The organism is Kineococcus endophyticus (genome assembly GCF_040796495.1).
In the GTDB taxonomy this organism is placed as follows: domain Bacteria; phylum Actinomycetota; class Actinomycetes; order Actinomycetales; family Kineococcaceae; genus Kineococcus; species Kineococcus endophyticus.
The window spans coordinates 129052-153566 of the sequence record NZ_JBFNQN010000007.1 but is presented as its reverse complement, the minus strand read 5'-3'; the positions used below and the strand labels follow the sequence as shown (position 1 = coordinate 153566).

At 75.5% G+C, this 24515-nt stretch carries 19 protein-coding genes; 13 read left to right on the top strand and 6 right to left on the bottom strand.

Annotation, left to right across the window (positions count from 1 at the left end; genetic code table 11):
- Window positions 1-64: 64 nt before the first annotated feature.
- Together AB1207_RS11630 and AB1207_RS11625 are read right to left on the bottom strand one after the other, a co-directional pair.
- Window positions 65-1837: a S8 family peptidase gene (locus AB1207_RS11630; RefSeq protein ID WP_367638459.1), complete on the bottom strand. Its 1773-nt coding sequence runs from the start codon at window positions 1835-1837 to the stop codon at window positions 65-67.
- A 106-nt stretch (window positions 1838-1943) separates the two neighbouring features.
- Complete coding sequence (locus tag AB1207_RS11625) at window positions 1944-3224, bottom strand: alpha/beta fold hydrolase (RefSeq protein WP_367638457.1); 1281 nt, start codon at window positions 3222-3224, stop codon at window positions 1944-1946.
- A 92-nt stretch (window positions 3225-3316) separates the two neighbouring features.
- Between AB1207_RS11625 and AB1207_RS11620 the strand changes: the two genes are divergently transcribed.
- Window positions 3317-3802 (top strand): DIP1984 family protein, encoded by a 486-nt coding sequence (locus AB1207_RS11620; protein ID WP_367638455.1) that lies wholly within the window; start codon window positions 3317-3319, stop codon window positions 3800-3802.
- 242 nt (window positions 3803-4044) lie between these two features.
- On the opposite strand, the gene purE is transcribed toward AB1207_RS11620, so the two are convergent.
- Together purE and AB1207_RS11610 are read right to left on the bottom strand one after the other, a co-directional pair.
- Complete coding sequence (gene purE, locus AB1207_RS11615; RefSeq protein WP_367638454.1) at window positions 4045-4566, bottom strand: 5-(carboxyamino)imidazole ribonucleotide mutase; 522 nt, start codon at window positions 4564-4566, stop codon at window positions 4045-4047.
- A complete protein-coding gene (locus AB1207_RS11610) occupies window positions 4559-5812 on the bottom strand; it encodes a 5-(carboxyamino)imidazole ribonucleotide synthase (RefSeq protein ID WP_367638453.1) in 1254 nt (417 codons plus the stop codon). Before AB1207_RS11610 ends, purE begins: the two co-directional genes overlap by 8 nt.
- A 348-nt stretch (window positions 5813-6160) precedes the next feature.
- Between AB1207_RS11610 and AB1207_RS11605 the strand changes: the two genes are divergently transcribed.
- Entirely contained in the window at window positions 6161-6745 is a 585-nt protein-coding gene (locus AB1207_RS11605; protein ID WP_367638451.1) for a GtrA family protein, read from the top strand.
- Here the strand turns inward: AB1207_RS11605 and AB1207_RS11600 are convergent.
- On the bottom strand, window positions 6686-7504 hold the full coding sequence (locus tag AB1207_RS11600) for a biotin--[acetyl-CoA-carboxylase] ligase (protein ID WP_437178917.1): 819 nt from the start codon (window positions 7502-7504) through the stop codon (window positions 6686-6688). The two genes, AB1207_RS11605 and AB1207_RS11600, sit on opposite strands and share 60 nt — an antisense overlap.
- 71 nt (window positions 7505-7575) lie before the next feature.
- Here AB1207_RS11600 and AB1207_RS11595 point away from each other — a divergent pair, with 71 nt between their 5' ends.
- The 11 genes from AB1207_RS11595 (at window position 7576) to AB1207_RS11545 (ending at window position 23583) form a co-directional block, all read left to right on the top strand.
- Window positions 7576-8598 carry an iron-siderophore ABC transporter substrate-binding protein gene (locus tag AB1207_RS11595; protein WP_367638448.1) on the top strand — a complete coding sequence of 341 codons (1023 nt, stop codon included), beginning with the start codon at window positions 7576-7578 and terminating at the stop codon, window positions 8596-8598.
- A gap of 36 nt (window positions 8599-8634) precedes the next feature.
- Window positions 8635-10287, top strand: a complete 1653-nt coding sequence (locus AB1207_RS11590) for a DUF885 domain-containing protein (protein ID WP_367638446.1) — start codon at window positions 8635-8637, stop codon at window positions 10285-10287.
- A gap of 156 nt (window positions 10288-10443) precedes the next feature.
- Window positions 10444-11085: a Maf family protein gene (locus tag AB1207_RS11585; RefSeq protein WP_367638445.1), complete on the top strand. Its 642-nt coding sequence runs from the start codon at window positions 10444-10446 to the stop codon at window positions 11083-11085.
- A gap of 116 nt (window positions 11086-11201) precedes the next feature.
- A complete protein-coding gene (locus AB1207_RS11580) occupies window positions 11202-13049 on the top strand; it encodes an acetyl/propionyl/methylcrotonyl-CoA carboxylase subunit alpha (protein ID WP_367638630.1) in 1848 nt (615 codons plus the stop codon).
- A gap of 326 nt (window positions 13050-13375) precedes the next feature.
- On the top strand, window positions 13376-14989 hold the full coding sequence (locus AB1207_RS11575) for a sugar transferase (RefSeq protein ID WP_367638443.1): 1614 nt from the start codon (window positions 13376-13378) through the stop codon (window positions 14987-14989).
- Window positions 14982-17585 (top strand): glycosyltransferase, encoded by a 2604-nt coding sequence (locus AB1207_RS11570; RefSeq protein WP_367638442.1) that lies wholly within the window; start codon window positions 14982-14984, stop codon window positions 17583-17585. The genes AB1207_RS11575 and AB1207_RS11570 overlap by 8 nt, the downstream gene beginning before the upstream one ends.
- On the top strand, window positions 17582-18361 hold the full coding sequence (locus AB1207_RS11565; protein ID WP_367638440.1) for a polysaccharide deacetylase family protein: 780 nt from the start codon (window positions 17582-17584) through the stop codon (window positions 18359-18361). Before AB1207_RS11570 ends, AB1207_RS11565 begins: the two co-directional genes overlap by 4 nt.
- On the top strand, window positions 18358-19581 hold the full coding sequence (locus AB1207_RS11560; RefSeq protein WP_367638438.1) for a glycosyltransferase: 1224 nt from the start codon (window positions 18358-18360) through the stop codon (window positions 19579-19581). Before AB1207_RS11565 ends, AB1207_RS11560 begins: the two co-directional genes overlap by 4 nt.
- Window positions 19578-20204: a hypothetical protein gene (locus AB1207_RS11555; RefSeq protein ID WP_367638437.1), complete on the top strand. Its 627-nt coding sequence runs from the start codon at window positions 19578-19580 to the stop codon at window positions 20202-20204. Before AB1207_RS11560 ends, AB1207_RS11555 begins: the two co-directional genes overlap by 4 nt.
- Window positions 20201-22387 (top strand): murein biosynthesis integral membrane protein MurJ, encoded by a 2187-nt coding sequence (gene murJ / locus AB1207_RS11550; protein WP_367638436.1) that lies wholly within the window; start codon window positions 20201-20203, stop codon window positions 22385-22387. Before AB1207_RS11555 ends, murJ begins: the two co-directional genes overlap by 4 nt.
- Window positions 22384-23583 (top strand): GNAT family N-acetyltransferase, encoded by a 1200-nt coding sequence (locus AB1207_RS11545; protein WP_367638434.1) that lies wholly within the window; start codon window positions 22384-22386, stop codon window positions 23581-23583. Before murJ ends, AB1207_RS11545 begins: the two co-directional genes overlap by 4 nt.
- Here the strand turns inward: AB1207_RS11545 and AB1207_RS11540 are convergent.
- Window positions 23556-24515: a glycoside hydrolase family 26 protein gene (locus AB1207_RS11540; RefSeq protein WP_367638433.1), complete on the bottom strand. Its 960-nt coding sequence runs from the start codon at window positions 24513-24515 to the stop codon at window positions 23556-23558. The genes AB1207_RS11545 and AB1207_RS11540 overlap by 28 nt on opposite strands.

Here is a 24515-nt window from a genome sequence, read left to right as displayed (position 1 = left end):
CCCGCAGCGACGAGAACGCCCCGCCGGCCGCAGCCGACGGGGCGTTCTCCTGCCAGGAGCGGGATCAGAACTCGGTGACCGCGGTCAGCGCGTTGACGATCCCTTCGCCGTAGAACCCGTTGTCGTCGGTCGTGCCCGCGCAGGTCGCCGTCGAGGTGACGGGGCCGTTCGCGGTGACGCGGCGGTAGGTGAACTCCGCCGGCACCGGGCACGGGGTGTCCGTCGCCGTCCCCAGCAGGATCGCCTGGGTGACCGCCGGGTCGAGGGTCAGCGTGCCGGGGTGGGCCTTGTCGGGCTTGCCGTACTCGCTGACGACGAGGGCGGCGACACCGGCGGCGTGCGGGGCGGCCATCGAGGTGCCCTGCAGGTACTGGTAGTACGCGTCCTTGCCGTCCTTCGTCTTCTGGCGCAGGACGAACGGGGTGTTCGGCTCGCCCTTGGCGTCGATCGTGCCCTCGGCCTTGGCGACGTTCGCCGGGTAGGCGGCGAGGATCATCCCGGCGGGCGACGTGCGGCCGTTGGCGGTGTCGTACGCGTCGCCGCCGGGGGCGGAGACGTCGGACTGCTCGGTGCCGAAGTTCGAGTAGTACGCCTTGCGGCCGGACGGACCGGTCGAGTTCACCGTCACCACGCCGTTGCTCTCGGCGGGCACGTTGAGGCAGGTGGAGTTGTCGATGGTGCGGTCGCGGGCCTGGGTGGGGTTCCCGTCGGCGTCGACCGGGTAGTCGGGGCTGGAGGAGTCGACGCCGGGGGCCCCGAGGTCGGTGGCCTCGTTGCCGCTGGCCGAGATCGGGAGCACACCCTTGCTGCGGGCGTAGTCGATCGCGCGCTGCACGGCCGCGACGATGACACGCTGCTGGGCCTGCTCGGCCGGGGAGTCGGCCGGGTTGGCCTGGCAGTTGTAGAGCCACGGGTCGACGTAGAAGCTCATGTTGACGACGTCGACGCCGGAGTCCCCGGCGAACGTCAGCGCGTCGAGGGTGGGCTGCAGGAAGAAGTACCCGGAGTCCTGACCGGCGCGCAGGTTGACGAGGTTCACGTTCGGTGCGACACCGGCGATCCCGAGGCCGTTGACCGGCGAGCCGATGGTGCTGGCGACGTGGGTCCCGTGGCCGTCGTCGTCCACGTCGACGGGGTCGACGCAGCTCGTCACCTCGCACGGTCCGTCGATGTCGGGCATGTCCGTGACGAAGTTCCGGCTGCCGGCCCGGTCGAAGTTCGGGGCGATGTCGGGGTGGGTGCCGTCGACGCCGGTGTCGATGATGCCGACGGTGACCTTCTTGCTGCCGGGCTGGACCTTGTAGGAACCGTCCGGGGTCGCGCCGATGGCCCGCATGTCCCACTGCAGCGACGCCAGGGGTTCGGCGCCCTTGGCCTTGGCGGCCAGGGACTTCAGGGACGCGCGACCGGCGAGGGTGGCGCGTTCGGCGTCCGTGAGCTTCTCGACGGCGTCCGCGCCGGAGACGGCGTCGGCCGGCGCCTTGCCGATGCTGCGGTCGGCCGCGGCCCCCACCAGGCCGGCGGCGCCGTCGGCCTTGGTGGCGAAGTCGGCGGCCGAGCTCTCCACGAGCGCGTACCCGACCTGCGCGTTGCTGGACAGCACGGTGCCGCCGGCCTGGGCGATCGCGGTGCGGGCCAGGGCGTCGCTGACGCCGGCGTCGTAGAGGACGACGTAGCGGGTCGTGCCCTGCTGGACGGTGGCCGCACCCTTCTGCGTGCTCGTGGTGGTCCCGGTGGTGGAGCTGGAACTGGGGTCGGCGGACGCGGACTGCGTCACCGCCAGCGTCGTCGCGAGCAGCGCGGTGCTCATCGCGGCCGACAGGACGATCTTGCGCACGGGGCCTCCCTGCCTCAAACGGATCAACCGGGCAGAGTGTGCTGCACAGACTGCACACAGACAACCCTTGACCTTGGGCAGTTTGCGCGCTAGGTGCCCGCGCGCATCACTTCCGAGCGAGGTCCAGCAGCACGTCGAGCAGTCGCCGCCCGTCCATCCGCAGTCCGTCGTGCTGGTACTCGTTCGTCACGAACGTCCGGGCCCCGCGGACCGCCCGGGCGGTGGCCGCGGAGAACTCGTACGGCACGAACATGTCGTCGACGTAGACGGCCGCGGCGACGGGGACGGTGTTCGCCGCGAGCACCTCGGCGTCGTACAGCGGGGGCAGGGTGGCGTCCGCGGCCAGCAGGTGCGCGGCCTCGCGCAGCGGCACGAGCGCCGGGTCCTCCTCGAACTGCCAGGGGTAGACGTGCTCGCCGGTGAACCGGAACTCCGGCGCGTCCAGGGCGAACTCCGCGAACTCCCCGCGGACCCGCTCGGCGGCCCAGTCCGTCGCCGCTCCCTGCGCGTAGATGCTCTCGTGGACGAGGGCGTACAACGGCTGCCCCGCGAACGACAGCCGCCGCCCCACCTCCAGCAGGAACCGCTCGCGCAGTCGTCCGTCACGCGTGAACGGGTCCTCCAGGGCGAAGTGCAGCGCGTCGAAACCCGACACCGTGCCGAGCGCGATGCCCAGGGTCCGGAACCGCCTGCCCGACAAGCGCTCCCCCGTCGGCAGGAACTCCTCGACGGCCTCGAGGTGGTCGGCGACGCGCTGGGCGACGGTGAGGTCGCGGGGGTAGCGCCGGAAGAACTCGGCGTTCCGGAGGGCGGTCTGCGCGTAGGTGGCGCGGTAGACGTCGTCGGCCGTCCTGTCGATCCCCGGCAGCCCGGCGGTGACGAACACCTCCCGCAACCCCTGCGGCGCCTGCGAGAGGTACGTCGTGAGGCAGAACCCGCCGTAGCTCTGGCCCAGCGCCGACCAGGTGTCCCCACCGAGGGCCTGCCGCAGGAGTTCGGCGTCGGTGACGACGGAGTCGGCGCGCACGTGCCGCAGCAGCGCGGCCTGCTCCGCCGGGGTCCCGGTGAGCGACTGCCGGTCCAGCGGTGTCGAGCGGCCCGTCCCGCGCTGGTCGAGCAGGACGACGCGGAACTCCTCCAGCGCCCGGTCCAGCCAGCCGCCGACGACCTCCGGCCGGGGCGAGGGGTTCCCCGGCCCGCCCTGGAAGAACACCAGCCGCGGGGCGTCCTGCTGACCGTCGCGCACGTACTCGCGCGCGAACACCTCCAGCGTCCCCGGGAGGTTCCCGGAGTGGTCGAGGGGCACGGTGAGCACGTGCTCGTGGACGTCGTGCCCGTCGACGCGGTGGGACTCGGTGACCAGAGGGCCGTCGGTGCGGGAGCTCACGGCGGCGACGCTACCGGGGCCGTGCCGACCGCTGTCCACAGGCTCGCGGAACCCCGTGGACGGGGTGCGGTCCGCCGCCTACGGTCGTCGACGTGAAGATCGCCGAAGCGCTCAGCGAGCGCGCCGACGCCCAGCGCCGGGTCGAGCAGCTGCGCAGCCGCATCGCGGCGAACGCGCGCTACCAGGAGGGCGAGGAGCCCGCCGAGGACGCCGCCGCCCTGCTCGTGGAGGTGGGCGAGGTCCTGACGCGCCTGCGCACGCTCATCGCGCAGGTCAACCGCACGAACTCCCGGGTCGACCTCGGCCCGGACGGCACGATGACCGACGCGCTCGCCACCCGCGACGTGCTCCGCCTGCAGCACGCCGTGCTGACGTCGGCGGCCGACGCCGCCGCCGGGCAGGGGACGCGGCACCTGCGCAGCGAGCTGCGGCACCTCTCGGCCCTGCCCGTCGCCGACCTGCGCCGGCAGGCCGACGAGGTGGCGCGGACGCTGCGCACCCTCGACGGCCGCATCCAGCAGGCGAACTGGACCCACGACCTGCTGGACTGGACGGAGCAGGACTGGACGGAGGGGTGAGGGGCGGCGGCAGTCGGTAACCGGACGGGAGCGGACACGACCCGCAGTGGCCGGCGGGGAACACGGCCACTCGCTGGAGGTGGAGGGCAGCCTGGAGTTCGAGTCTCCGCGCACCGAGCAGCCCCGCACCGCGCACCACCCACGGTGCACCCAGCACGCAGCACCACCGTGTGTCGGTCCGTCCGGTGAGGGTGGGTCAGGGGACCCGCCGCCCCACCCGTGCCCGCGCCCGGTGCGGTGCGTCAGCTCCCGAAGCCGACGCCCCCGTGCCGGGTGCGGGCGCGGAGTTTCTCGCCCTTGTCGTAGGCCGTCTGCCGCAGCCCGTCCTGGAACTCGACCATCCGCGCGCGCAGGTCGGCGTCGGCGGCGGCGAGGATGCGGACGGCGAGCAGCCCCGCGTTGCGGGCGCCCCCGATCGAGACCGTCGCGACGGGCACGCCGGCGGGCATCTGGACGATCGACAGCAGCGAGTCCATGCCGTCGAGGTACCGCAGCGGCACCGGGACGCCGATGACGGGCAGCGGGGTCACGCTCGCGAGCATCCCCGGCAGGTGCGCGGCACCCCCGGCGCCGGCGATGACGACCTGCAGCCCGCGACCTGCGGCCGCCGAGCCCCACGCGACCATGTCCTGCGGCATCCGGTGCGCCGAGACGACGTCGGCCTCGTACCCGACGCCGAACTCCTCCAGCGCCTTCGCGGCCTCCTCCATGACGGGCCAGTCGGAGTCGGACCCCATGACCAGGCCCACGCGAACGTCACTCATCGATCTCTCCCGCGATGAAGGCCGCGGCGTGCCGGGCACGCTCGCGGACGCTGTCCAGGTCCTCGCCGTAGACGGTGACGTGACCGAGCTTGCGGCCGGGCCGCTGCTCCTTGCCGTACAGGTGCACCTTGACGCCCGGGTCGTGCGCCATGACGTGCAGGTAGGACCGGTACAGGTCCTCGTGCCGGGCCTCGATCTCCTTGGGCCCCAGCACGTTCACCATGACCGTCCACGGCGACCGGGCCGCCGTCGAGCCCAGCGGCAGGTCCAGGACGGCCCGCAGGTGGTTCTCGAACTGGCTCGTCACGGCGCCGTCGATGCTCCAGTGCCCGGAGTTGTGGGGGCGCATGGCGAGCTCGTTGACGACGAACGTGCGCCGACCCTCCCGCTCGACCTCGAAGACCTCCACGGCCAGCACGCCCGTGACGCCGAGGCCGCCGGCGATGCGCAGGGCGACGTCGGTGAGCTCGGCGGCCAGGTCGGGGTCCAGGTCCGGCGCGGGGGCCGTCACCTCGTGGCAGACGCCGTCGCGCTGCACCGTCTCCACGACGGGCCACGCCGCCGCCTGCCCCGAGGGGCTGCGGGCGACGAGGGCGGCGAGCTCGCGGGTGAAGGGCACGTGCTCCTCGGCCAGCAGGCCGCCGCGGTCGGCCCAGTCGGCGAACCACGCGTCGGCGGTGGCCCACCCGGCCCCGTCGTCGGGGCCGTCCAGGACGAGCACGCCCTTGCCGTCGTAGCCGCCGCGCGGCGTCTTCAGGACGACGGGCCAGCCGGCGTCGGCCGCGAAGGCCTCGACGGCGGCCCGGTCACCCACCCGCGCCCACGCGGGGCACGGGACGCCGAGGGCGCTCAGGCGCTCGCGCATGACGACCTTGTCCTGGGCGTGGACCAGGGCGTCCGCACCCGGCTGCACGCTGGTCACCTCGGCCATCGCGCGCAGGCCGGGCCCCGGGACGTGCTCGTGGTCGAAGGTGACGGCGTCGCACTCCGACGCGAAGGCGACGAGCGCCTCGAGGTCGTCCGCGGGACCGACCGGGGCGGGCGTGATGACCTGCGCCGCCGCGACGTCGGGTCCCTCGGCCAGGACGCGCAGCCGCAGGCCGAGGGCCGTGGCGGCCGGCTGCATCATGCGGGCGAGCTGCCCGCCGCCGACGACGCCGACGACGGGGAAGCCACCGGGGCGGGCGTAGGGGGCCGGGTCCGGCCGACCGGCCGCAGACGACGAGACGGGGGACGAGGCGGTCACGGGGTCCGAGGGTAGTGGGCTCGCAGTGCAGGTCAGGAAGTCACCCGTTCGGCCGATGGACCCCGAGATGCCCGCCTGCGTGGCGTGCGTCACCCTGGTCCCGGCGCGTCGTGGGACTGCGGCGCGTACCCACGGAGGGGGAAGTTCGTTGTTCACCGTGATCGCCTGTGTGGCGTTCGTCGTCGTCGGCATCGTCGGAGCGATGAAGATGGAGGACCACCTGGACCCCCGGAGCACCCGTCGCGAGACACGCGCCCCGGCGGAACGGTGATCTGGAGCCGGTTCCCAGCCTGACCCGTCAGACTGCGTGGCCGCAGGACGTACGGCCACCGACTGAGGGGATGCGTGTTGAGCAAGGCGTTGAGCGGGGACCAGCAGGGCGAGCGGGGTCTCGTGCGCAGGTTGCGCGACACCTACGAGGTCCTGGCCCGCGAGGCCGCCAAGTTCGGCATCGTCGGAGCCGTGGCGTTCGTCACGGACTTCGGCATCTTCAACCTGCTGCGCTACGCGGGCCCGGACGGTGTCGGCGTCCTGAACCACAAGCCGTTGACGGCCAACGTCATCTCGGTCGTGGCGAGCATCGTCGTGGCCTGGCTGGGCAACCGGTACTGGACGTTCCGCCACCGCCGACGCGCGTCGGCCCCGCGCGAGCTGCTGCTGTTCTTCGTCATGAACGGCGTCGGCCTGCTCATCTCGCTGGCCTGCCTGGGCTTCACGTACTACGTGCTCGAGCTGCGCGGGCCGGTGGCCTCGAACATCTCGGCGAAGGTCGTGGGCGTGGCGCTCGGCACGCTGTTCCGCTGGTGGGCCTACCGCCGGTTCGTCTTCGTCGAGGAGCTGCGCGAGGAGGGCTGGGACGCCCCGGCCGAGCCGTCAGGCCCGGCGCAGGTGGACGACGTCCCCCGCAGCGAGGCTCGTCCGGGCGCCGCCTGAGTCCTGCACGACCAACCGGCCGTCGTCGTCGACGTCGACCGCGTCCCCCTCGAGCGTCGTCCCGCCGGGCAGCTCGACCCGCACCGCCTGCCCGAGCGTCGCGCTGACGGCGCGGTAGTCCGCCAGCGGGGACTCCCCGGCGGCCCACGCGTCGACGCGCTGCCGCAGCGCGCGCAGGTACCGGCGCAGCACGGTGTCGCGGTCGGTCGTTCGGGCGCCGGCGAGCGCCAGCGACGTCGCGGTCTCGACGGGCAGCTCCTCGGTGCGCAGCGAGACGTTGATCCCCGCACCCAGCACGACGCGGTCACCACGGGCCTCGGCGAGGATCCCGCACACCTTGCCCGGCCGGTCCGGTCCGGCGACGAGGACGTCGTTGGGCCACTTCAGGCCCGCCTGCACGCCGACGGCCGTCAGGGCGTCGACCACCGCGAGGCCGGTGACGAGCGGCAGCAGCGCCCACCGCTGCGTCGGCACCGCGGGACGCAGGAGGACGGACACCGCCAGTGAGGAGCGCGGAGGTGCCGACCAGGTCCGGCCGAGCCGCCCGCGGCCGGCGTCCTGGTGGTCGGCGACGAGGCCCGCGCCGTCGGGCGCCGCCTCGTCGGCCAGCAGGTCCGCGTTGGTCGAGCCGGTGCTCGCGACGGCGTCCAGCCGCGTCCAGGCGCCGGCTCCGACGAGTGCGGTGCGCAGGGCGGCGGCACGCAGCGGCGGGCGGTCGAGGTCGCTCCAGGCGGGGTCCACACCGGCATCCTCCCCCACGGGATTTCCCAACGGGCCCGACCTGTGGTGAGGTGAGGCTCCCCTGACCCACTCCCCCTCGAGGAGCACCTGTGCGCACGTCCCGCCGCGCCCTGCTGGCCACCGTCCCCGTCGTCGCGATCGCGAGCGCCTGCGGGTCCTCCTCCACGCAGGAGCCGGCGGCCGCGCCCAGCAGCTCCGGCTCCGCCGGGGCGAGCGCCTTCCCGGTCACCGTCGAGCACGCGCTGGGGAAGACCACGGTGGAGGCTGCGCCGCAGCGCATCGTCTGCCTGGGCTGGGGGTCGCAGGACGTGCTGTGGGCGCTGGGGCTGCAGCCCGTCGGCATCCCCGAGGTGACGTGGGGCGGACTGGAGGACGGGACGCTGCCCTGGTGGGCGGGGCACTTCGACAAGGCCACCACGACGTTCCTGCCGGCGCCGTCGAGCCAGGAGATCCCGTTCGAGCAGATCGCCGCGCTCGCCCCCGACCTCGTCCTCGCCGTCAACTCCGGGATCACCGCGCAGGACTACAGCAAGCTCGAGGCCATCGCGCCGACCGTCGGGTACCCGAAGGGGCCGTGGCTGACGACGTGGCAGGAGTCGGCCACGATGATCGGCCAGGCCGTCGGCAAGTCCGCCGAGGCCGAGGAGCTCGTCGCGGACACCGAGGACGACCTCGCGAACCGCGCGGCCGCGACCCCGTCGCTCGAGGGCAAGACGTTCACCTACGTCTACGCGACCTCGACGGGGATGTCGGCCTACCTGCCCGGTGACGCCCGCGTGGACCTCATGCGCTCCCTCGGCATGGTGGACGCCCCCGGCATCGAGTCTCTGGCCAAGGCCAACCCCGAGGAGTTCTACGTCGAGATCGCCAAGGAGCGGGTGCGCGACATCGACAGCCAGGTGCTCGTCGGCTACGGCGAGATCACCCGCGACCAGCTCCGCGCCGACCCCGTCTACGCGACGATGCCGGCCGTGGCCGCGGACGCCGTCGCCTACCTCGACGACAAGCTCCTCGTCACCGCCACCTCGGCGACGGTGCTCAGCGTGCCGTGGCTGCTGGACCGCCTCGTGCCGATGCTCGACGCTGCGGCGCAGAAGGCCCCCACCCTCTGAGGGGTGCCCGTCGGAGGTGATCACTAGGCTCGCCGCGTGGACGAGCAGCGGCCGGCGACGGCCATCGACGCGGTGGCCGAACGACACCTCGAGACGGTGCTGCGCCTGCAGCCGACGCTCGCGCTGAGCCTGGGCGTGCCCGACGCGGCCGCCGGGCTCGGCGACCGGTCGCCGGCGGGGCTGGCCGCGGTCGCGGCGGCGGACCGGGCGACGCTCGCGGCGCTGGACGAGGCCGAACGCTCCGGCCCCGTCGACGAGGTCGACGCGGTGACCCTCGCCGCGATGCGCGACCGGCTGGGCCTCGAGGTCGCCCTGGAGGAGGCCGGGGAGCTCCTCGGCGACCTCAACGTCATCGCCTCCCCCGTCCAGGACCTGCGCATGGTCTTCGACCTGCTGCCCACGGAGTCGGACGCCGACTGGCAGGTCGTGGGTGAGCGGCTCGCGGCCGTCCCCGCCGCCGTGGCCGGGTACGTCGAGAGCCTGCGGGCCGGGGCGGCGACCGGGCGGGTGGCCGCGGTGCGGCAGGTCCGTGCCTGCGTCGCGGAGGCCTCGTCGTACGCGGCACCGGACGGGTTCTTCGCGTCGTTCGCCGCCGGTCACGGTGACGAGGTCGAACGCGCCGGTGCCGCCGCGGCCCGCGCCTACGGCGACCTCGCGCGGTTCCTCGACGAGGAGCTGCTGCCGCAGGCCCCGGAGGCCGACGCCGTCGGGCGGGACCGGTACGCGCTGTGGTCGCAGTGGTTCGTCGGTGCGCGCGTCGACCTCGACGAGACCTACGCGTGGGGCCTGGACGAGGTCGCCCGACTGCGGGCCGAGATGGCGGACGTGGCGCGCCAGGTGTGCGGGTCGCCGGACGTGGCCGCGGCCGCCGAGCTCCTCGACGCCGCCCCGTCCGCCGTCGTCGAGGGCGCCGCGAACTTCCGGGCGTGGATGCAGGACCGCTCCGACGAGACCGTCGAGGCGGTGCAGGGCAGGCACTTCGACATCCCCGAGCAGATCCGCCGGCTGGAGTGCCGGATCGCGCCGACCACGGGCGGCGGCATCTACTACACGGGCCCGAGCGAGGACTTCTCCCGTCCGGGCCGCATGTGGTGGGCCGTCCCGGCCGGCCAGACGAGGTTCTCCACCTGGCGCGAGGCGACGACCGTCCACCACGAGGGCGTCCCCGGTCACCACCTGCAGATCGGCCAGACGGCCGTGCGCAGCGAGGTGCTCAACCGCTGGCGGCGCCAGGGCTGCTGGATCTCCGGGCACGGCGAGGGCTGGGCCCTGTACGCCGAGCGCCTCATGCAGGACCTGGGTTTCCTGCGCGGGCCGGGCGAGGTCCTCGGGATGCTCGACGCGCAGCTGCTGCGCGCCGGCCGCGTCGTCCTCGACATCGGGGTCCACTGCGGTCTGCCCGCCCCCGCGGAGGTGGGTGGCGGCGCGTGGACGTACGAGAAGGCGTGGGCGTACCTGCAGTCGGTGTCCGGCAACCACCCCGACGTGCTGCGCTTCGAGCTCGACCGCTACCTCGGCTGGGCCGGGCAGGCGCCGAGCTACAAGGTCGGCGAGCGGTTGTGGACGGCGCTGCGCGACGACGTCGCCGCGGCGCAGGGCGCCTCCTTCGACCTGAAGGCGTTCCACCGTCGCGCCCTCGACGTCGGGTCCGTCGGCCTGGACGTGCTCCGCTCCGCCCTGCTCCCCTGACCCCTCTCCTCCCCCCGCCACTGCGCGTGGCCGGGTGGGGGCTCGTTGACGCAGCCGGCTCATCCGGTGAGCCGGCTGCGTCACCGAGCCCCCCCTCGGCGGCCACGCGCAGTCACCTCTGACGGGGGTGCGGCGGGGACGTGGAACCATGCCGCCGTGACGTCGCTGCTCCTGGCCTCCGCCTCCCCCGCCCGCCTGGCCACGCTCCGCGCCGCGGGCCTGGACCCGGCCGTCCTCGTCTCCGGCGTCGACGAGCCCGCCGTCGTCGAGCGGTACGGCGTCACCGACGCCGAGGACGTGTGCCTCGTGCTGGCCAAGGCGAAGGCCGAGGACGTCGCGGCGAACGAGGACCGGCCCGAGGACCACCTGGTCCTGGGCTGCGACTCGGTGCTGGCCGTCGACCTCGGGGAGGGCGTCGAGGTCCTGGGCAAACCCGCCGACGCCGCCGACGCGGTCCGCCGCTGGAAGGCGATGCGGGGGAGGAGCGGGGTCCTGCACACCGGGCACTGGCTCATCGACGACCGCGAGGACGGTTCGGGCGCGACGATCGGGGGCGTCGCGAGCGTGACGGTGCACTTCGCGGACGTCACCGACGAGGAGATCGACGCCTACGTCGCGACGGGTGAACCGCTGCAGGTGGCGGGGGCGTTCACGGTCGACGGGCTGGGCGGGGCGTTCGTCCGCGGGATCGAGGGCGACCACCACGCCGTCGTCGGCGTCTCGCTGCCGCTGCTGCGCGACCTGGTCCGCGAGGCGGGCGTCGCGTGGCCGGACCTGTGGGCGACGCGCGAGGCGTAGGCGCGGGTAGTCTCAGCCCTCGTCCCACCCCACCCTCGACCTCCCGGAGACGCCGCATGACCTCCCCCGAGCCGACGACCTCGACCTCGAGCCGGACGTCGGGGATCACCGGTCCGGTGACGAAGGTCCTCGTGGCGAACCGCGGGGAGATCGCGGTGCGCGTCGTGCGCGCCGCACGGGACGCGGGTCTGGCCTCGGTGGCCGTGTACTCCGACGGCGACCGGGACGCGCTGCACGTGCGCAGCGCCGACGAGGCGTTCGCGCTCGGGGGGAAGTCGGCCAAGGACTCCTACCTCGACATCGCCAAGATCATCGACGTCGCCCAGCGCTCCGGCGCGGACGCCGTCCACCCCGGCTACGGGTTCCTGTCGGAGAACGCCGCGTTCGCGCAGGCCGTCGTCGACGCGGGCCTGACGTGGATCGGCCCGCCCCCGGCGGCCATCGAGGCGCTGGGCGACAAGGTGTCCGCCCGCCACCTCGCGGCCCGCGCGGGCGCCCCGCTCGTGGCCGGGACCCCGGACCCGGTCGAGGGCCCGGAGGAGGTGCTCGCCTTCGTCGACGAGCACGGCCTGCCCATCGCCATCAAGGCGGCGTTCGGCGGCGGCGGCCGCGGGTTGAAGGTCGCCCGCACCCGCGAGGACGTGCCGGAACTGTTCGCCTCCGCGGTCCGCGAGGCCGAGGCCGCGTTCGGCCGGGGCGAGTGCTTCGTCGAGCGCTACCTCGACCGTCCCCGGCACGTCGAGACGCAGGTGCTGGCCGACGCGCACGGCGGGGCCGTCGTGGTCTCCACGCGCGACTGCTCGCTGCAGCGCCGCCACCAGAAGCTGGTCGAGGAGGCGCCCGCGCCGTTCCTCACCCCCGAGCAGGACGCCGAACTGCGCCGCGCGTCGCTGGCGATCGTCGCCGAGGCCGGCTACGTCGGCGCCGGGACGGTCGAGTTCCTCGTCGCCGCGGACGGGACGCTCGCGTTCCTCGAGGTGAACACCCGGCTGCAGGTCGAGCACACGGTGACCGAGGAGGTCAGCGGCATCGACCTCGTCACCGAGCAGTTCCGCATCGCCCGCGGCGAGCACCTCGGGTACACCGAGGTCGCCACCCGCGGGCACTCCATCGAGTTCCGCATCAACGGCGAGGACCCGAGCGCGAACTTCCTGCCGCGCCCGGGCAAGCTCACCCGGTTCTCGCTGCCGTCGGGCCCGGGGGTCCGCGTGGACACGGGCATCGACCCGCGCGCCGCGGCGGTCAGCGGCGGGGTGGAGATCTCCCAGGACTTCGACTCCCTGCTGGCCAAGCTCATCGTGACGGGGGCGACGCGCGAGCAGGCCCTGGCCCGCGCGGCCCGCGCGCTCGGCGAGTTCGTCGTCGAGGGCGTCCCGACGGTCATCCCGTTCCACCGCACCGTGGTGGCCGACCCGGCGTTCGCCGCGACGACCGCCGAGGGTTTCACCGTCCACACGCGCTGGATCGAGTCGCCCGAGTTCGACACGTCGAAGATGCCGGGTTCCGGGGCTCTGGAGGCCGCCGAAGGCGCTGCGGCGCACCGGGAGACGATCGTCGTCGAGGTCGCCGGCAAGCGCCTGGAGGTGTCGATCCCGGTGGAGCAGCTCAACGCGCAGCTGTCCCGCGCGGGACACGAGATCTCCCGCGCCGGGGTCGCGACGGGGGCCGCCGTCGCGCGCGCCTACCGCTCGGCCACGCACCGCGGCCAGAAGAAGGGCGCGACGGCCGGCGGGTCGGCGAAGAACCCCCACGCGCTCGTCACCCCCATGCAGGGGACGATCGTGAAGATCGACGTCGCCGAGGGCGACACGGTGGCCGAGGGCGACCTCGTCGCCGTGCTGGAGGCCATGAAGATGGAGCAGCCGCTGCTCGCGCACCGCGCCGGCGTCGTCTCCGGCCTGACCGCCAAGCCGGGCGACACCACGACGACCGGCGCCGTGCTCTGCGAGATCGTCGACGCCTGAGCGTCGTACCCCGGTGCCGGGTCCCGCAACGACGCGTGACCTAGCACCGGTTCACACGTCCTGCACTTCGTGACCTCATTGTTATCGTCACCCCCGGTGCTGACCCCGGGACGAAGCGTTTGACGGACGCGGTACTTCTTCGCCCTCGGTGAGCGTCCCCGCGCGAAGCGTGGCGATCTTCACCCTCCGTGGTGAACCTCACCACCCGTGTCCCGAAAGTCTCACTCTCCGTTGTGATCCGTGACGATCTCGGCTCCTGACCTGGCCCCGCCCGACGGCTATGTTTCGCCTCGACCCCCGCGGCCAGCACTTCCGAGGAGACTCGAGTGGAGCACCACCGCCTGCGGGACGGGTCCAGCGACGCGGCCTCGGGGAACCTCCTCGAGCACGCCCTGGTGCCCGCTCCCAGGACTGAGAGCACGACCCTCGACCCCTCGATCGACGTCGGCGCCGTGACCGACACCCCGATCGACACCCTGGTCGACAGCGACAGCGACACCGTCGCCTCCGACCCCGACGACGAGCTCGCCACCGGCCGCCGGGCTCCCCGCCACCGGCGCGACGAGACGCTCCCCGAGCGCCCCCCGGCCCCCGCCGCCCACCGGCTGCGCCGCCGGCGCGCCACGTGCGCCTGGACGCCAGCCCTGTCGGTCGCCGAGACCCTCCTCGGCGTCGGGATCGCCCTCGCCCTCGACGCCCCCACGGCCGTCGTGCTCGGCGCGGCCCTCGCCGTCGTCGGCCACGCCCCGCGCTGGCGGCACCCCGTCCGCCTGACCCTGTCGGCCTTCGACGACGCCCCCCGCCTCCTCCTCGTCCTCACCAGCGCGCTCGGCGTCGCGTTCCTCGCCCGCGGCGACCTGCACGTCGGCGAGAGCGGCGCCCTGCGCACGGTCGTGACCGTGCTGGTCGTCGTCGCCGCGCAGCTGGCCCTGCGGACCGCGGTCTACGCCGCGGTGCGCCGCCACCGCCGTCGCCGCGGGAACGGCCTGGCCACCCTCGTCGTCGGCGGCGGGACGGTCGGCACGAAGTTCTCCCGCACGCTCCTGGAGAACCCGCAGTACGGGCTCCTGCCCGTCGGCACGCTCGACGACCGCGCCCCCTTCCTCGACGCCCCGCCCACGCCGTGGCTGGGCCCCGTCGACGACGTCGCCCGCCTGGTCCGCCGGCACGACGTGAGCGTCGTCGTCATCGCCTACGGCCTGCGCGAGGACGAGCACCTCGTCAACCTGCTGCGCGACCCGGGCCTGGAGGACACCGAGATCTACTGGCTGCCGCGGCTGTGGGAGCTGCACACCGCCCGCGCCGGTGGCGACCTCGTGCACGCCCTGCCGCTGGAGCGGTTCCGCCGCCCCCACCACGACCGCGCCGGCCGCCGCGCCAAGCGCGTCGTCGACGTCACGCTGTCCGCGCTCGCCCTCACGCTGCTGTCCCCCGTCATGCTCACCTGCGCACTGCTGGCGCGGTGGGAGACCCGCGACGGCGCGATCTTCCGCCAGGTCCGCGTCGGGGTCGACGGGCAGCCGGTGACGGTCATGAAGTTCCGCAGCCTGTCCGTGGCCCCGACCGAGTCGGACACGACGTGGAACATCGCCGGTGACCTGCGCGTCGGGCCGGTCGGGAAGTTCCTGCGCCGCTCCTCCCTCGACGAACTCCCCCAGCTCGTCAACGTGCTGCGCGGGCAGATGAGCCTCGTCGGCCCGCGCCCCGAACGCCCGGTGTTCGCCCAGCAGTTCGCCGCGCAGTACCCGCGGTACTGGCACCGCCACCGCGTGCCCTGCGGGCTGACCGGGTGGGCCCAGGTGAACGGGTTGCGCGGCAACACGTCCATCGAGCTGCGTGCCGACTACGACAACTACTACATCGAGAACTTCTCGCTGTGGTTCGACCTGAAGATCATGCTGGCGACGGTGTCCCAGATCGTCCGGGGGTCCGGTGGCTGAGGCGCTGCCCACCACGCTCCAGGCACCGACGCCCGCCCGCGACCGCCGCGCCGGCAGGCACCGCCGCCGTGCGGGACGCGTCCGCGGCCGCCGCGTCACCCCGCGCTCCCAGCGCCTGGGGTGGCTGCCGCTCCTGCCGCTGCACCTGCTCGTCGTCGCGGTCTGCGTGCCCGACACCTCCACGAGCGGCGCCGTCTCCCTGGCCCACGTGACGGCCGCGGACGTCGCGGCCGTCCTCGTCATCGCGGCCGCCGCCTGGCGGCTGCTGAGCGGCGACGGGCCGGCCCTGCTGCGCTCGCGGGCGCTCCTGCCGGCCCTGGCGGTCCTCGTCGCGGTCAGCCTGTCGGCCGTCTTCGCGACCGACCAGCGCCTCGCCGCCGCGGGCTGGGTCCGTTGGGTCGAGGTCGACGTGCTGCTGCCCGTCGCGACGTTCGTCGTGTGCCGCACGGTGCGGGCGGTCGCCGGGGTCCTCGCCACCCTGGTCGTGGTGTCCCTCGCCGAGGGCGTCCTGGGGGTCGTGCAGTACCTGACGGGTACCGGCGCCGGGTACGGCGCCGAGGCCATCCGCGCCATCGGCACCTTCGGCGTCGGCAACCAGCTGGCGATGGGGAACCTCGTCGCCGACGCGGGCCTCGTCTGCCTGGCCGGCGCGCTCGCCCTGCCGGTGCGCCGGCACCGGCTCGTCGCCGGGGCCCTGGCGGTGTTCTTCCTGCTGCCGCTGCTGCTCAGCCTCAGCCGGGGCGCCCTGCTGTCCGGGCTCGTCGCGGCCGTCCTCGTGCTGGCCCGCGTCGGGTGGCGCGTCCTGGCCGGCACGGCGCTGGCCGGGATCGCCGTCGCGACCGTCGCCCTCGTCGCGGTGCCCTCCCAGGGCGCCGTCGTCGTCGCGCGCGTCGAGACCGTCGTCAGCTCCGCCTCCTCCCCCGACCAGTCGGTGGCCGACCGCTACGGCCTGTGGTCCGCCGCGCTGCGCATGTGGTCCGAGGAACCCGTCACCGGCATCGGGGTGAAGAACTTCTCCGAGCACCGCGACTCCCAGCTCGGCATCTCCACCTCCTCCGGCGCGGACGCGGCCTCCGACGACAGCTACGAACGCGTGCAGCTGCTGTCCCCGCACGAGCAGTACCTCCTCGTGCTGTCCGAGCAGGGGCTCGTCGGCCTGCTGGCGTACCTGTCCCTCGTCGTCGTCGCGGCCGTCGGCCCGCTGCGGCGCGTCGACGGGCGGCGCTCCCTCACCTCCACGACCGGGCTCGCCCTGTTCGGGGTCGGCACGCAGTTCGTCGTGACGAACTTCTGGGGCGACCTGGCCGGGCCGACCGCGCCGCTGCAGGGGGTCGTCTTCGGGCTCGCCTTGGCGCTGACCGCCACCCCCCGGCCGGCGCGCGAGCCCGCACCGCGCCGCGCGGTCACGGCGGCTCCGGTCGACGCCACCGGGCTGCGGGTCCTGCACGTCTGCCAGCCCGTCGACGCGGGCGTGGCCGCCTTCGTCGCGCGCGTCGCGCAGCAGCAGCGGGCCGCCGGCCTCGACGTCGTGGTGGCCTGCGCACCGGCGGGCTGGCTCGCCGACCGCCTCGACGCGCTCGGCGTCCCCCGCGCGACCTGGTCCGCCGTCCGGTCGCCGCTGCGCGGGGTCCTGCCGGAGGCCCGCCGGCTGCGGGCCGTCGTCCGCGCCGTCGACCCCGACGTCGTGCACCTGCACTCGGCCAAGGCCGGCCTCGTGGGCCGGCTCGTCGTCCACGGGTCGCGGCCGACCGTCTTCCAGCCCCACGCCTGGGCCTTCGAGGCCGCCTCCGGCCCCGTCGCCCTGGCCGTGCGGGTGTGGGAGGCCCTGGCCCTGCACCTCACCGACTGCCTGCTGCTCGTCAGCCGCGCCGAGCTGGACCGCGCCCACGAGGCCGGCCTGCCGCTCGACGTGACGGCGCGCCGGGTCGTCCGCAACGGCCTGGACCTCAGCCGCCACGGCGTCGACGACGCGGCCGCCGCCCGCCGCGAACTGGGCCTGCCCGAGGCGCCGACGGTCGTCTGCGTCGGGCGGCTCGCGCACCAGAAGGGCCAGGACCGCCTCCTCGCGGCCTGGCCGCTCGTGCGGGCCGCCGTCCCGCAGGCGCAGCTCGCGCTCGTCGGCGACGGCCCGGACGCCGAGGAGGTGCGGCGCCGCGTGGCCGAGGGGGGCCATGGGCTGACCGGCGTCGTGCTGCCGGGCGCCACGGACGCCCCGCGCCGCTGGTACGCCGCGGCGGACGTGGTCGTCGTCCCCAGCCGGTACGAGGGGTTCGCCTTCGTCCCGCTGGAGGCCATGGCCGCCCGCCGCAGCCTCGTCGTCCACGAGCACCCGGCGCTGCGCGAGGCCCTCCCGCCGGGGGCCGGGGCCGTCGTCGACACCGACGACGCCGCCCTCCTCGCCACCGCCGTCGTCCGCCGCCTGCGGGCACCCGAGGTGCGCGACCAGGAGGGCGCCGTCGGTCGCGCGCACGTCGTCACCACACGCGACGACCGGACCCTGCTGCCGCAGGTCGTCGACGCGTACCTGGCGGCCGGGGCGATCCCGCCCGTCGCCGCCCCCCAGCCCACCCGCGTTGTGCGGGGGGTGCGCCGGTGACCGCCCCGTTCGCGCTCATGTACCACTCGGTCGCCCGCCGCAGCCCCGACCCCGAGGGTCTGTGCGTCCCGCCGGACACCCTGGCGCGGCAGCTCGACGCGTTGCAGCGCAGGGGTCTGCGCGGGGTCAGCACGGGTGAGCTGATGGCCGCCCACCGCGCCGGCAGCGCCCGCGGGCTCGTCGGGCTGACCTTCGACGACGGCTACACCGACTTCCTCGACGCGGCGGAACTGCTCGCCGAGCGCGGTTTCGGGGCGACCCTCTACGTCGTCGCGGGCCGGTTCGGCGGCACCAACGACTGGGACGGCAACGGCTGGCCCCTGCTCACCGCGTCGGGCGTCCGGGAGGTCGACGCCCTCGGCGTCGAGGTCGCCAGCCACACGCTGACCCACCCGCACCTGCCGCGGTGCCCGCCCGCGCGGCTGCGCGCGGAGGTCACCGACAGCCGGGCCGTCCTCGAGGACCTCCTCGGGCACGAGGTCCCCGGGTTCGCCTACCCCTTCGGCGACGAGGACCCCGCGGTCGTGGCGGCCGTCGCCGACGCCGGGTACCGCGACGCCGTGCGCGCCGACACCGGCGCACCGAGCACGCCCGACTTCCCCGACCTCACGGTGCCGCGCAGCTACGCCGGCCCCGGCGACGGACCCGTCCGCCTCGCCGCCAAGCACCTGCGCCACCACCTGCACGCCCGGGTCCACGCCCGCCGCCCCGCCCCCTCCCGCCGGCCCGCCGGCGGACGCGACGTCCCGCACCGCAGCCCGAGGAGCCGACCGTGACCCGACGCCCGACCCGACGCCTGAAGGTCCTGCACGTCATCACGGGCCTGGCCGCCGGCGGCGCCGAGACGCAGCTGCTGCGCGTGGTCCGCGCCAGCCGCCACGACTGCGCCGTCGTCGCCGTCTACAACGCCGGGGTCGTCGCCGAGCAGCTGCGCGCGCAGGGCTACCGGGTCCACGACCTGGCCTCGCCGTCGACGACCGATCCGCGGGCGCTGCTGCGCCTGCTGCGCGTGCTGCGCGAGGAGGCGCCCGACGTCGTCCACACCCACCTGTTCCGCGCGGGGGTGCTGGGGCGCGTCGCCGGCCACCTGGCCCGCGTCCCCGTCGTCGTGAGCACCGAGCACTCCCTGTTCCACCCCGACCTCCTGGAGGGGCGTCGCGCCACCCCCGTCGTGCGGGCCCTGCTGCGCCGCAGCTCGCGGTGGGCCCAGGCGACCGTGGCGGTCTCCGACCAGGTGCGGGACAACCTCGCCACGTGGGGCGTCGTCGACCGTCCCGGTCACCGGGTCCTGGTCGTGCGCAACGGGATCGACACCGACGAGCTGCGCTTCGACGCGGCCGCCCGGGCGCGGTTGCGCGCCGGGCTGGGCGTGTCCGAGGACGTCGAGGTCGTCGGGGTCGTCTGCCGGCTGCACCCCTGGAAGCGCGTCGACGTCGCCCTCGAGGGCCTGGCCCCCCAGCTCGGCCCGCACCGGCGCTTCGTCGTCATCGGCGACGGCGCCGAACGCGCCCGCCTGCAGGCCCGCGCCGCGGAGCTGACGGTCGAGGACTTCGTCCACTTCACGGGCGAGGTCGGCGACGTCGCGTCCTGGCTCTCGGCCCTGGACCTGCTGGTCAGCGCGTCGCAGTCTGAGACGTTCGGGCTGGGGGTCCTGGAGGCCCTCGCCGGCGGGCTGCCCGTCGTCTACGCCGCGGCCCCCGTGCTCGACGAGCTGCCCGCACCGCTGCCGGGGACGGTGCGGGTCGGCGGGTCGACGTCCGCCCTGGCGGCCGGGGTCACCCAGCTGCTCGACGAACGCCGCGCCGCGCGGGCCGGCGGCCACGGGACGGGGCGCACCGCTCCCCCCGTCGTCGCCGCCTTCGACGTCCGCGCCACCGCCCGCGTCCTCGACGACCTCTACGACGACCTGTTCGACCACGTGCACCGCCCCGACGACGCGCACGCGTCCCGCCGTGAACCCACCCCCTCGGACGCCCCGCAGGAGCAGAACGCATGAGCACGACCCACTCCCCCTCCGCCGCGCGCTCGGCCGTCCCCGCGCAGGGCGCCGTCCGCCGGCCCGGCGTGCGCGTCCGGCGCCGCTCCGCCGCCGTCCTGGTCGTCGTCGGGCTCGTCGTCGGGGTCCTGCTCGGCGCGGGCTACGGGCTGCTGAGCACGGATGCCCACCACGCCAGCGCCTACCTCGTCGTGGCCCCCACGGCGTCCGGCGACGCCCGCGGGGACGCCGGGGGCGCGACCACGTACGCCAAGGCCTACGCCGAGGTCGCCGGGCAGCCGGAGGTGCTCGACGCCGCGCTGGCCCCCTTCGCCACCGGCGGCCGGACCGTCGACGACGTCGCGCGCGACGTGACGGTGGCCGCCTCGCAGGACGCCCCCCTCGTGCAGGTCAGCGCGTCCGGCGACAGCGCGCAGGACGCGGTCGCGGTCGCGGCCGCGGCGTCGACGGCCGTGGCCTCGTACCTGACGCCGACGGCCGCCGCCAGCGGCTACACGATCTCCCTGCTCACCCCGGCCGCGGAGGTGCGTTCGGCCAGCGGGCTCACCCCGCCGTTGTCGGCTGCCCTCGGTGGCGTGCTCGGCGTCGTCGTGGCCGGCGCCGTGCTGCTGCTGCGCCGGTGACCTCGCTCGCCGAGCGTCCCGCGGGACCCTCCCCGTTCCCCGCCGGCCCCACCGACGCGCCGGTCGTGCGCGACCGCCGGGCGCGCGACGCAAGCCTCGTCGCCGGGGTCATGGTCCTGTCCTCGCTGCTCGGTCTCGTCCGCGACCTCGTCATCGCCGCGCTGTTCGGCGCCTCGTCGAGCTCGGACGCGTTCTTCGTCGCCTGGACCGTCCCGGAGACGGTGACACCGCTGCTCAACGAGTCCGGGCTCGCCCTCCTGCTGACCCCCCTGTTCGCTCGCACCTGGGCGCAGGAGGGCTCACTGACGTCGGCCGTCCGCCGCACGCTGCTGCCCGTCGTGGCCGTCACCGCCACGGCCGGGGCGGTGTGCGCGCTGGCCGCCCCGGTGCTCGTGGGGCTCATCGCCCCGGGCCTGGCCGACCCCAGTCTGGCCGTCACCTGCTTCCGGCTGGCCAGCGTCACGGTGCTCGGGCTGGGCGTCGCGGGGTACCTGTCCTCGGCCCTGCGCGGCCGCCGGTCGTTCGTGCGCCCCGCCGCGACGTACGTCGCCTACAACGTCGGGATCCTCGCCTGCCTGCTCCTGGAGCCGTGGCTCGGCGTCCGGGCCGCCGCCCTCGGGCTGGCCGTCGGCAGCCTGCTCATGGTCGCCGTCGTCGCCCCGGCCGTCGCCCGCTCCACCCGTCTCGACGGCCTGCGCTGGCGGGCGGGCACCGGGCTTGCGCCGCTGCTGGCCGTCGCCCCGATCATCGTCTACAGCCTGGCGCGGCAGTCGCAGGTCTTCGCCGAGCGCTGGTTCGGCAGCGACCTCGTCGGCGCGATCAGCGAGCTGAACTACGCCTCCAAGGTCGCGCAGATCCCCGTGACGCTCTCGCTGGTCGTGGCCTCGGTGTCGCTGGCGTCGGTGACGGCGCACGTCGGCGCCGGCCGGTTCCCGGCGGTCCGCCGCGAGGTCACCGACGCGCTGCGCCTGGGCGTCTGCGTCGTCCTGCCGGTGACGGTCGCGCTGGAGGTGCTGGCGCCGCAGATCACCGCGCTGCTGTTCCAGCGCGGGGCCTTCGACGCCGAGCTCGTGCAGTCCACCTCCACGGTCCTGCGCTGGTACTCCCTCGGGCTGCTCGGGCAGCTGGCCGTCGGCGCCTCCGTGCTGTTCCTGTGCATCCGGCCCCGGGGTGCCCGGGTCGCCGCGGTCGCCGCCCTCGCCTGCCTCGCGGTGACGGTCGCCGTCGACGCCGTGGCCGTCGGTCCCCTCGGCGCCCCCGGCCTCGCGCTCGGCAACGCGGCGGGCATCACGCTCGCCGGGGCCGTGCTGCTGCGACGGCTGCACCGCGACCTCGTGCCGCTGCCGTGGCGACGCCTCGGTGAGGCCGTCGTGCGCTCGGCGACCGCGGCCGCGCTCGCCGGCGCGGCGGCCTGGGGGGTCACCCACCTCGGGCACGGCCCCGTCGTCAGCCTCGCCGCGGGCACCGTCTTCGTCGGGGTGCACCTCGCCGCGGCGCACGTCGTCGGGCTGGCCGAGGTCCGCGCCCTCACCGGGCGCCTGCGGTCGCGCCGCGCCCCGGACGCGGTCGAGCCCCTCGCCGACGACGCCCCGCGGTTGCGTCCCCGCTGGACCCCCGCGCTCGCGCCCCTCGTCGTCGGGGCCCTCGTCGGGGCGCTGCTCGCCGTCGGCGTCGGGCTGGCCCGACCGGTCGTGCACCGGGCCACGGCGCTCGTCGTCGTGACCGCCGGCGCCGACGGCCGGGACGCCACGACGACGACCCAGGCCCTCACCCGGCTGACCGCCACCCTGTCCCAGCGCTACGAGGGCGGCCCGGAGGACGTCGACGTGCTCCTGGAGGGAGCCCCCTCCTCCCCGGTCGTGCAGGTCACGGTCGACGGCCGGGACGCCGGCACCGTCCGGCGGGTCGCGGGCGAGGTCGTCGCCACCCTCGAGGTCGCGTCGCGCGGGCAGGCCTGGAGCGTGCGCGACCAGACGCCCGCCGGGGGCGCGGTCCGCGTCCGCGAGCGCGTCGACCCCGGTCTGGTCGTCGTCGGCGCGGGGGCGGGCGGTCTGCTCGTCCTCGCCGTGGCCGCCCTGGCCGGCCGCTGGCCCGGTTCGGCCCCGCACCGCCCCTGGCCCCTCTCCGCGGCGCGCCGGCCCCGGCCGCGCCGACGCCGTGCCGCCCACCGGAGGATCCCGTGACCCTGCCCCCGTCCCCCGCCCCGAGCCGCACCGGGGTCCCGACCCCCTCCCTCGTGACCCGGGTCGTCACGGCGGCGGACCCCGTGCCGGGCTGGGAGGAGCTGACCGCCGCGACGGGTGCGCTGTTCGCCGGGCCCGCCTGGGTCAGCGCGACGACCGTGCTGGGAGGCCCCGTCCGCGTGGCCACCGTCCGCGGCGGGGACGCGCCGGACTCCCCGCTGCTGGGGGTGCTGCCCTTCGTCGTGGACGAGACCCCCCTTCCCGGCGTCGCCGGTCGCCCCGTCGTCCGCTTCGCCGGGACGGGCCCCAGCGACTACGGCACCGTCCCGGTCGCCCCGGGCGCGGACCGGCGCGCCGTGGTCGCCGCGCTGCTGGACGCGGCCGTGGCGGCCGCCGGGCCGGCCGGTCCCGTCCTGGACCTGCAGCAGGTCAGCGACCTGGACCCGACGGCGCAGGACGTGCGGGCCTGGGCCGCGGCCCGTGGCCGACGGGTGCGCGTGCGCGCGCAGGCCGAGACGATCCGCCGCACCTTCGGACCCGAGGACGGCCGGGAGTCCAAGAACCGGCGCACCAAGGACCGCAAGACGCTCAAGCGGCTCGGCGAGCTCGGGACCGTCGAGGTCTGCGGTGAGCTCCTGCCGGACCCGACCGACTGCAGCCTCACCGACGGCCTCCTCGCCGAGCTGCGGGCCGTCGACGCGGCCCACCCGAACGCCGACCACCGCAACCAGCCCTGGACCGGCGCCACCGGGGACCTGCTCGCGCTGTTCCTGCGCACGGCCGACCCGGCCTCCCGCTGGCTGACGGGGGTCCGCCTGGACGGCCGGCTCGTCGCGTACTCCTTCGAGCTCGTCACCGACCGGGTCGTCGCGACCTACCTGTGCTCCTACCGGCGCGAGGTCGCCGAGGTCGGGGTCGGGACGCTGCTGCTGCACGACGTGCGGCGGCGGGCGTACGCCCACGGGGCCGTCGTGCTGGACCTGCTGCGGGGCCTGGAGCCGTACAAGTTCCGCCTCGCGACCTCCACCCACGTCTCGCGGCGGATCGTGGTGCTCCCCGACGGCCGCCTGCGGTGGACGGCGCTCGGGGCGGCGCTCACGTGGCGGCAGGACCTGCGACCGCACGTCCAGCGTGTGCGGGCGTGGCGTTCCCGTCGGGGCACGGCGCCTCAGGACCGGCCGACGAGCGCGGAGTAGGCCGCCGCCGCGCGCGGGTTCGCGCCCCCGCCGAACAGCCGTCCGTCGGTGTGGTCGTACCGGACCTCGTTGTAGATCTCGTGGACCACGCCGACGGAGTCCATCCAGGCCACGAGGTCCACGACGAACCCCGGGTCGTCCCCACCCCCGCCCCACGACGGTGACGCGACGGCCCACTCGTCGACCGCGAGGGGCTTGCCGCGCGAGCGCGCGAAGGCGGCGACCTCGTCCAGCCCACCGGGCGCCGTCCGGTACCAGGTCCACCGGTCGGCGGCGGACCGCGGTTCGGGGCTCATGTCGTACACGTCGACGCCCACGACGTCGACGACGTCGTCCCCGGGGTAGGCGTCGGCGAGCGCCACCGCACCCCCGTCGACGGCGACGGTGACGCTGAAGTCGCTGCGCAGCGCGGGTGCCTCCCGCCGCAGGGCCCGCACGCAGCGGGCGAACGCGGCGCGGTAGGCGGCCGGGTCCGGCACGGCCGACCACGGGTAGTTCACGGGCGAGTTCGCCTCCCACCCGGGACGGACGACGACGGACCCCATGCCGTGAGCGGCGAGCCGGGCACCGAGGTGGGCCCAGTGCCGTTCGTGGGCGCCGTCGGCGGCGTCGGCGAGGGACTCCCCGGGCGGGACCAGGGGCAGGCTCAGCACGAGTTCGCGGGCGTAGGCCGAACCGGCGTAGGCGTCGAAGAGGTAGTCCGGGTCGCGCAGGTGGTCCCAGTCGCGCCCGTCGAGGTACTCCCCGACGACGTCGAGCCGGCGGCCGCGCGCGGCGGCGAACGCGTCGAGGGTGGCCGGGGTCTGCGGCCAGCCGACGTACGCACCGGACCGGCGGCCCGGCCCGGTCCCGCCTGGGCCCGCCGGGGCGTCGGCGACGAGCAGACCGAGGGCGGCCGCGGCACCGGCGGTCAGGAACCCCCGGCGCCGCAC

Excerpts from the sequence above, each read along its gene's own strand:
- AB1207_RS11555 (WP_367638437.1), top strand. The coding sequence starts at position 19,578 with ATGAGCACGACCCACTCCCCCTCCGCCGCGCGCTCGGCCGTCCCCGCG.
- purE (WP_367638454.1), bottom strand. The coding sequence starts at position 4,566 with ATGAGTGACGTTCGCGTGGGCCTGGTCATGGGGTCCGACTCCGACTGG.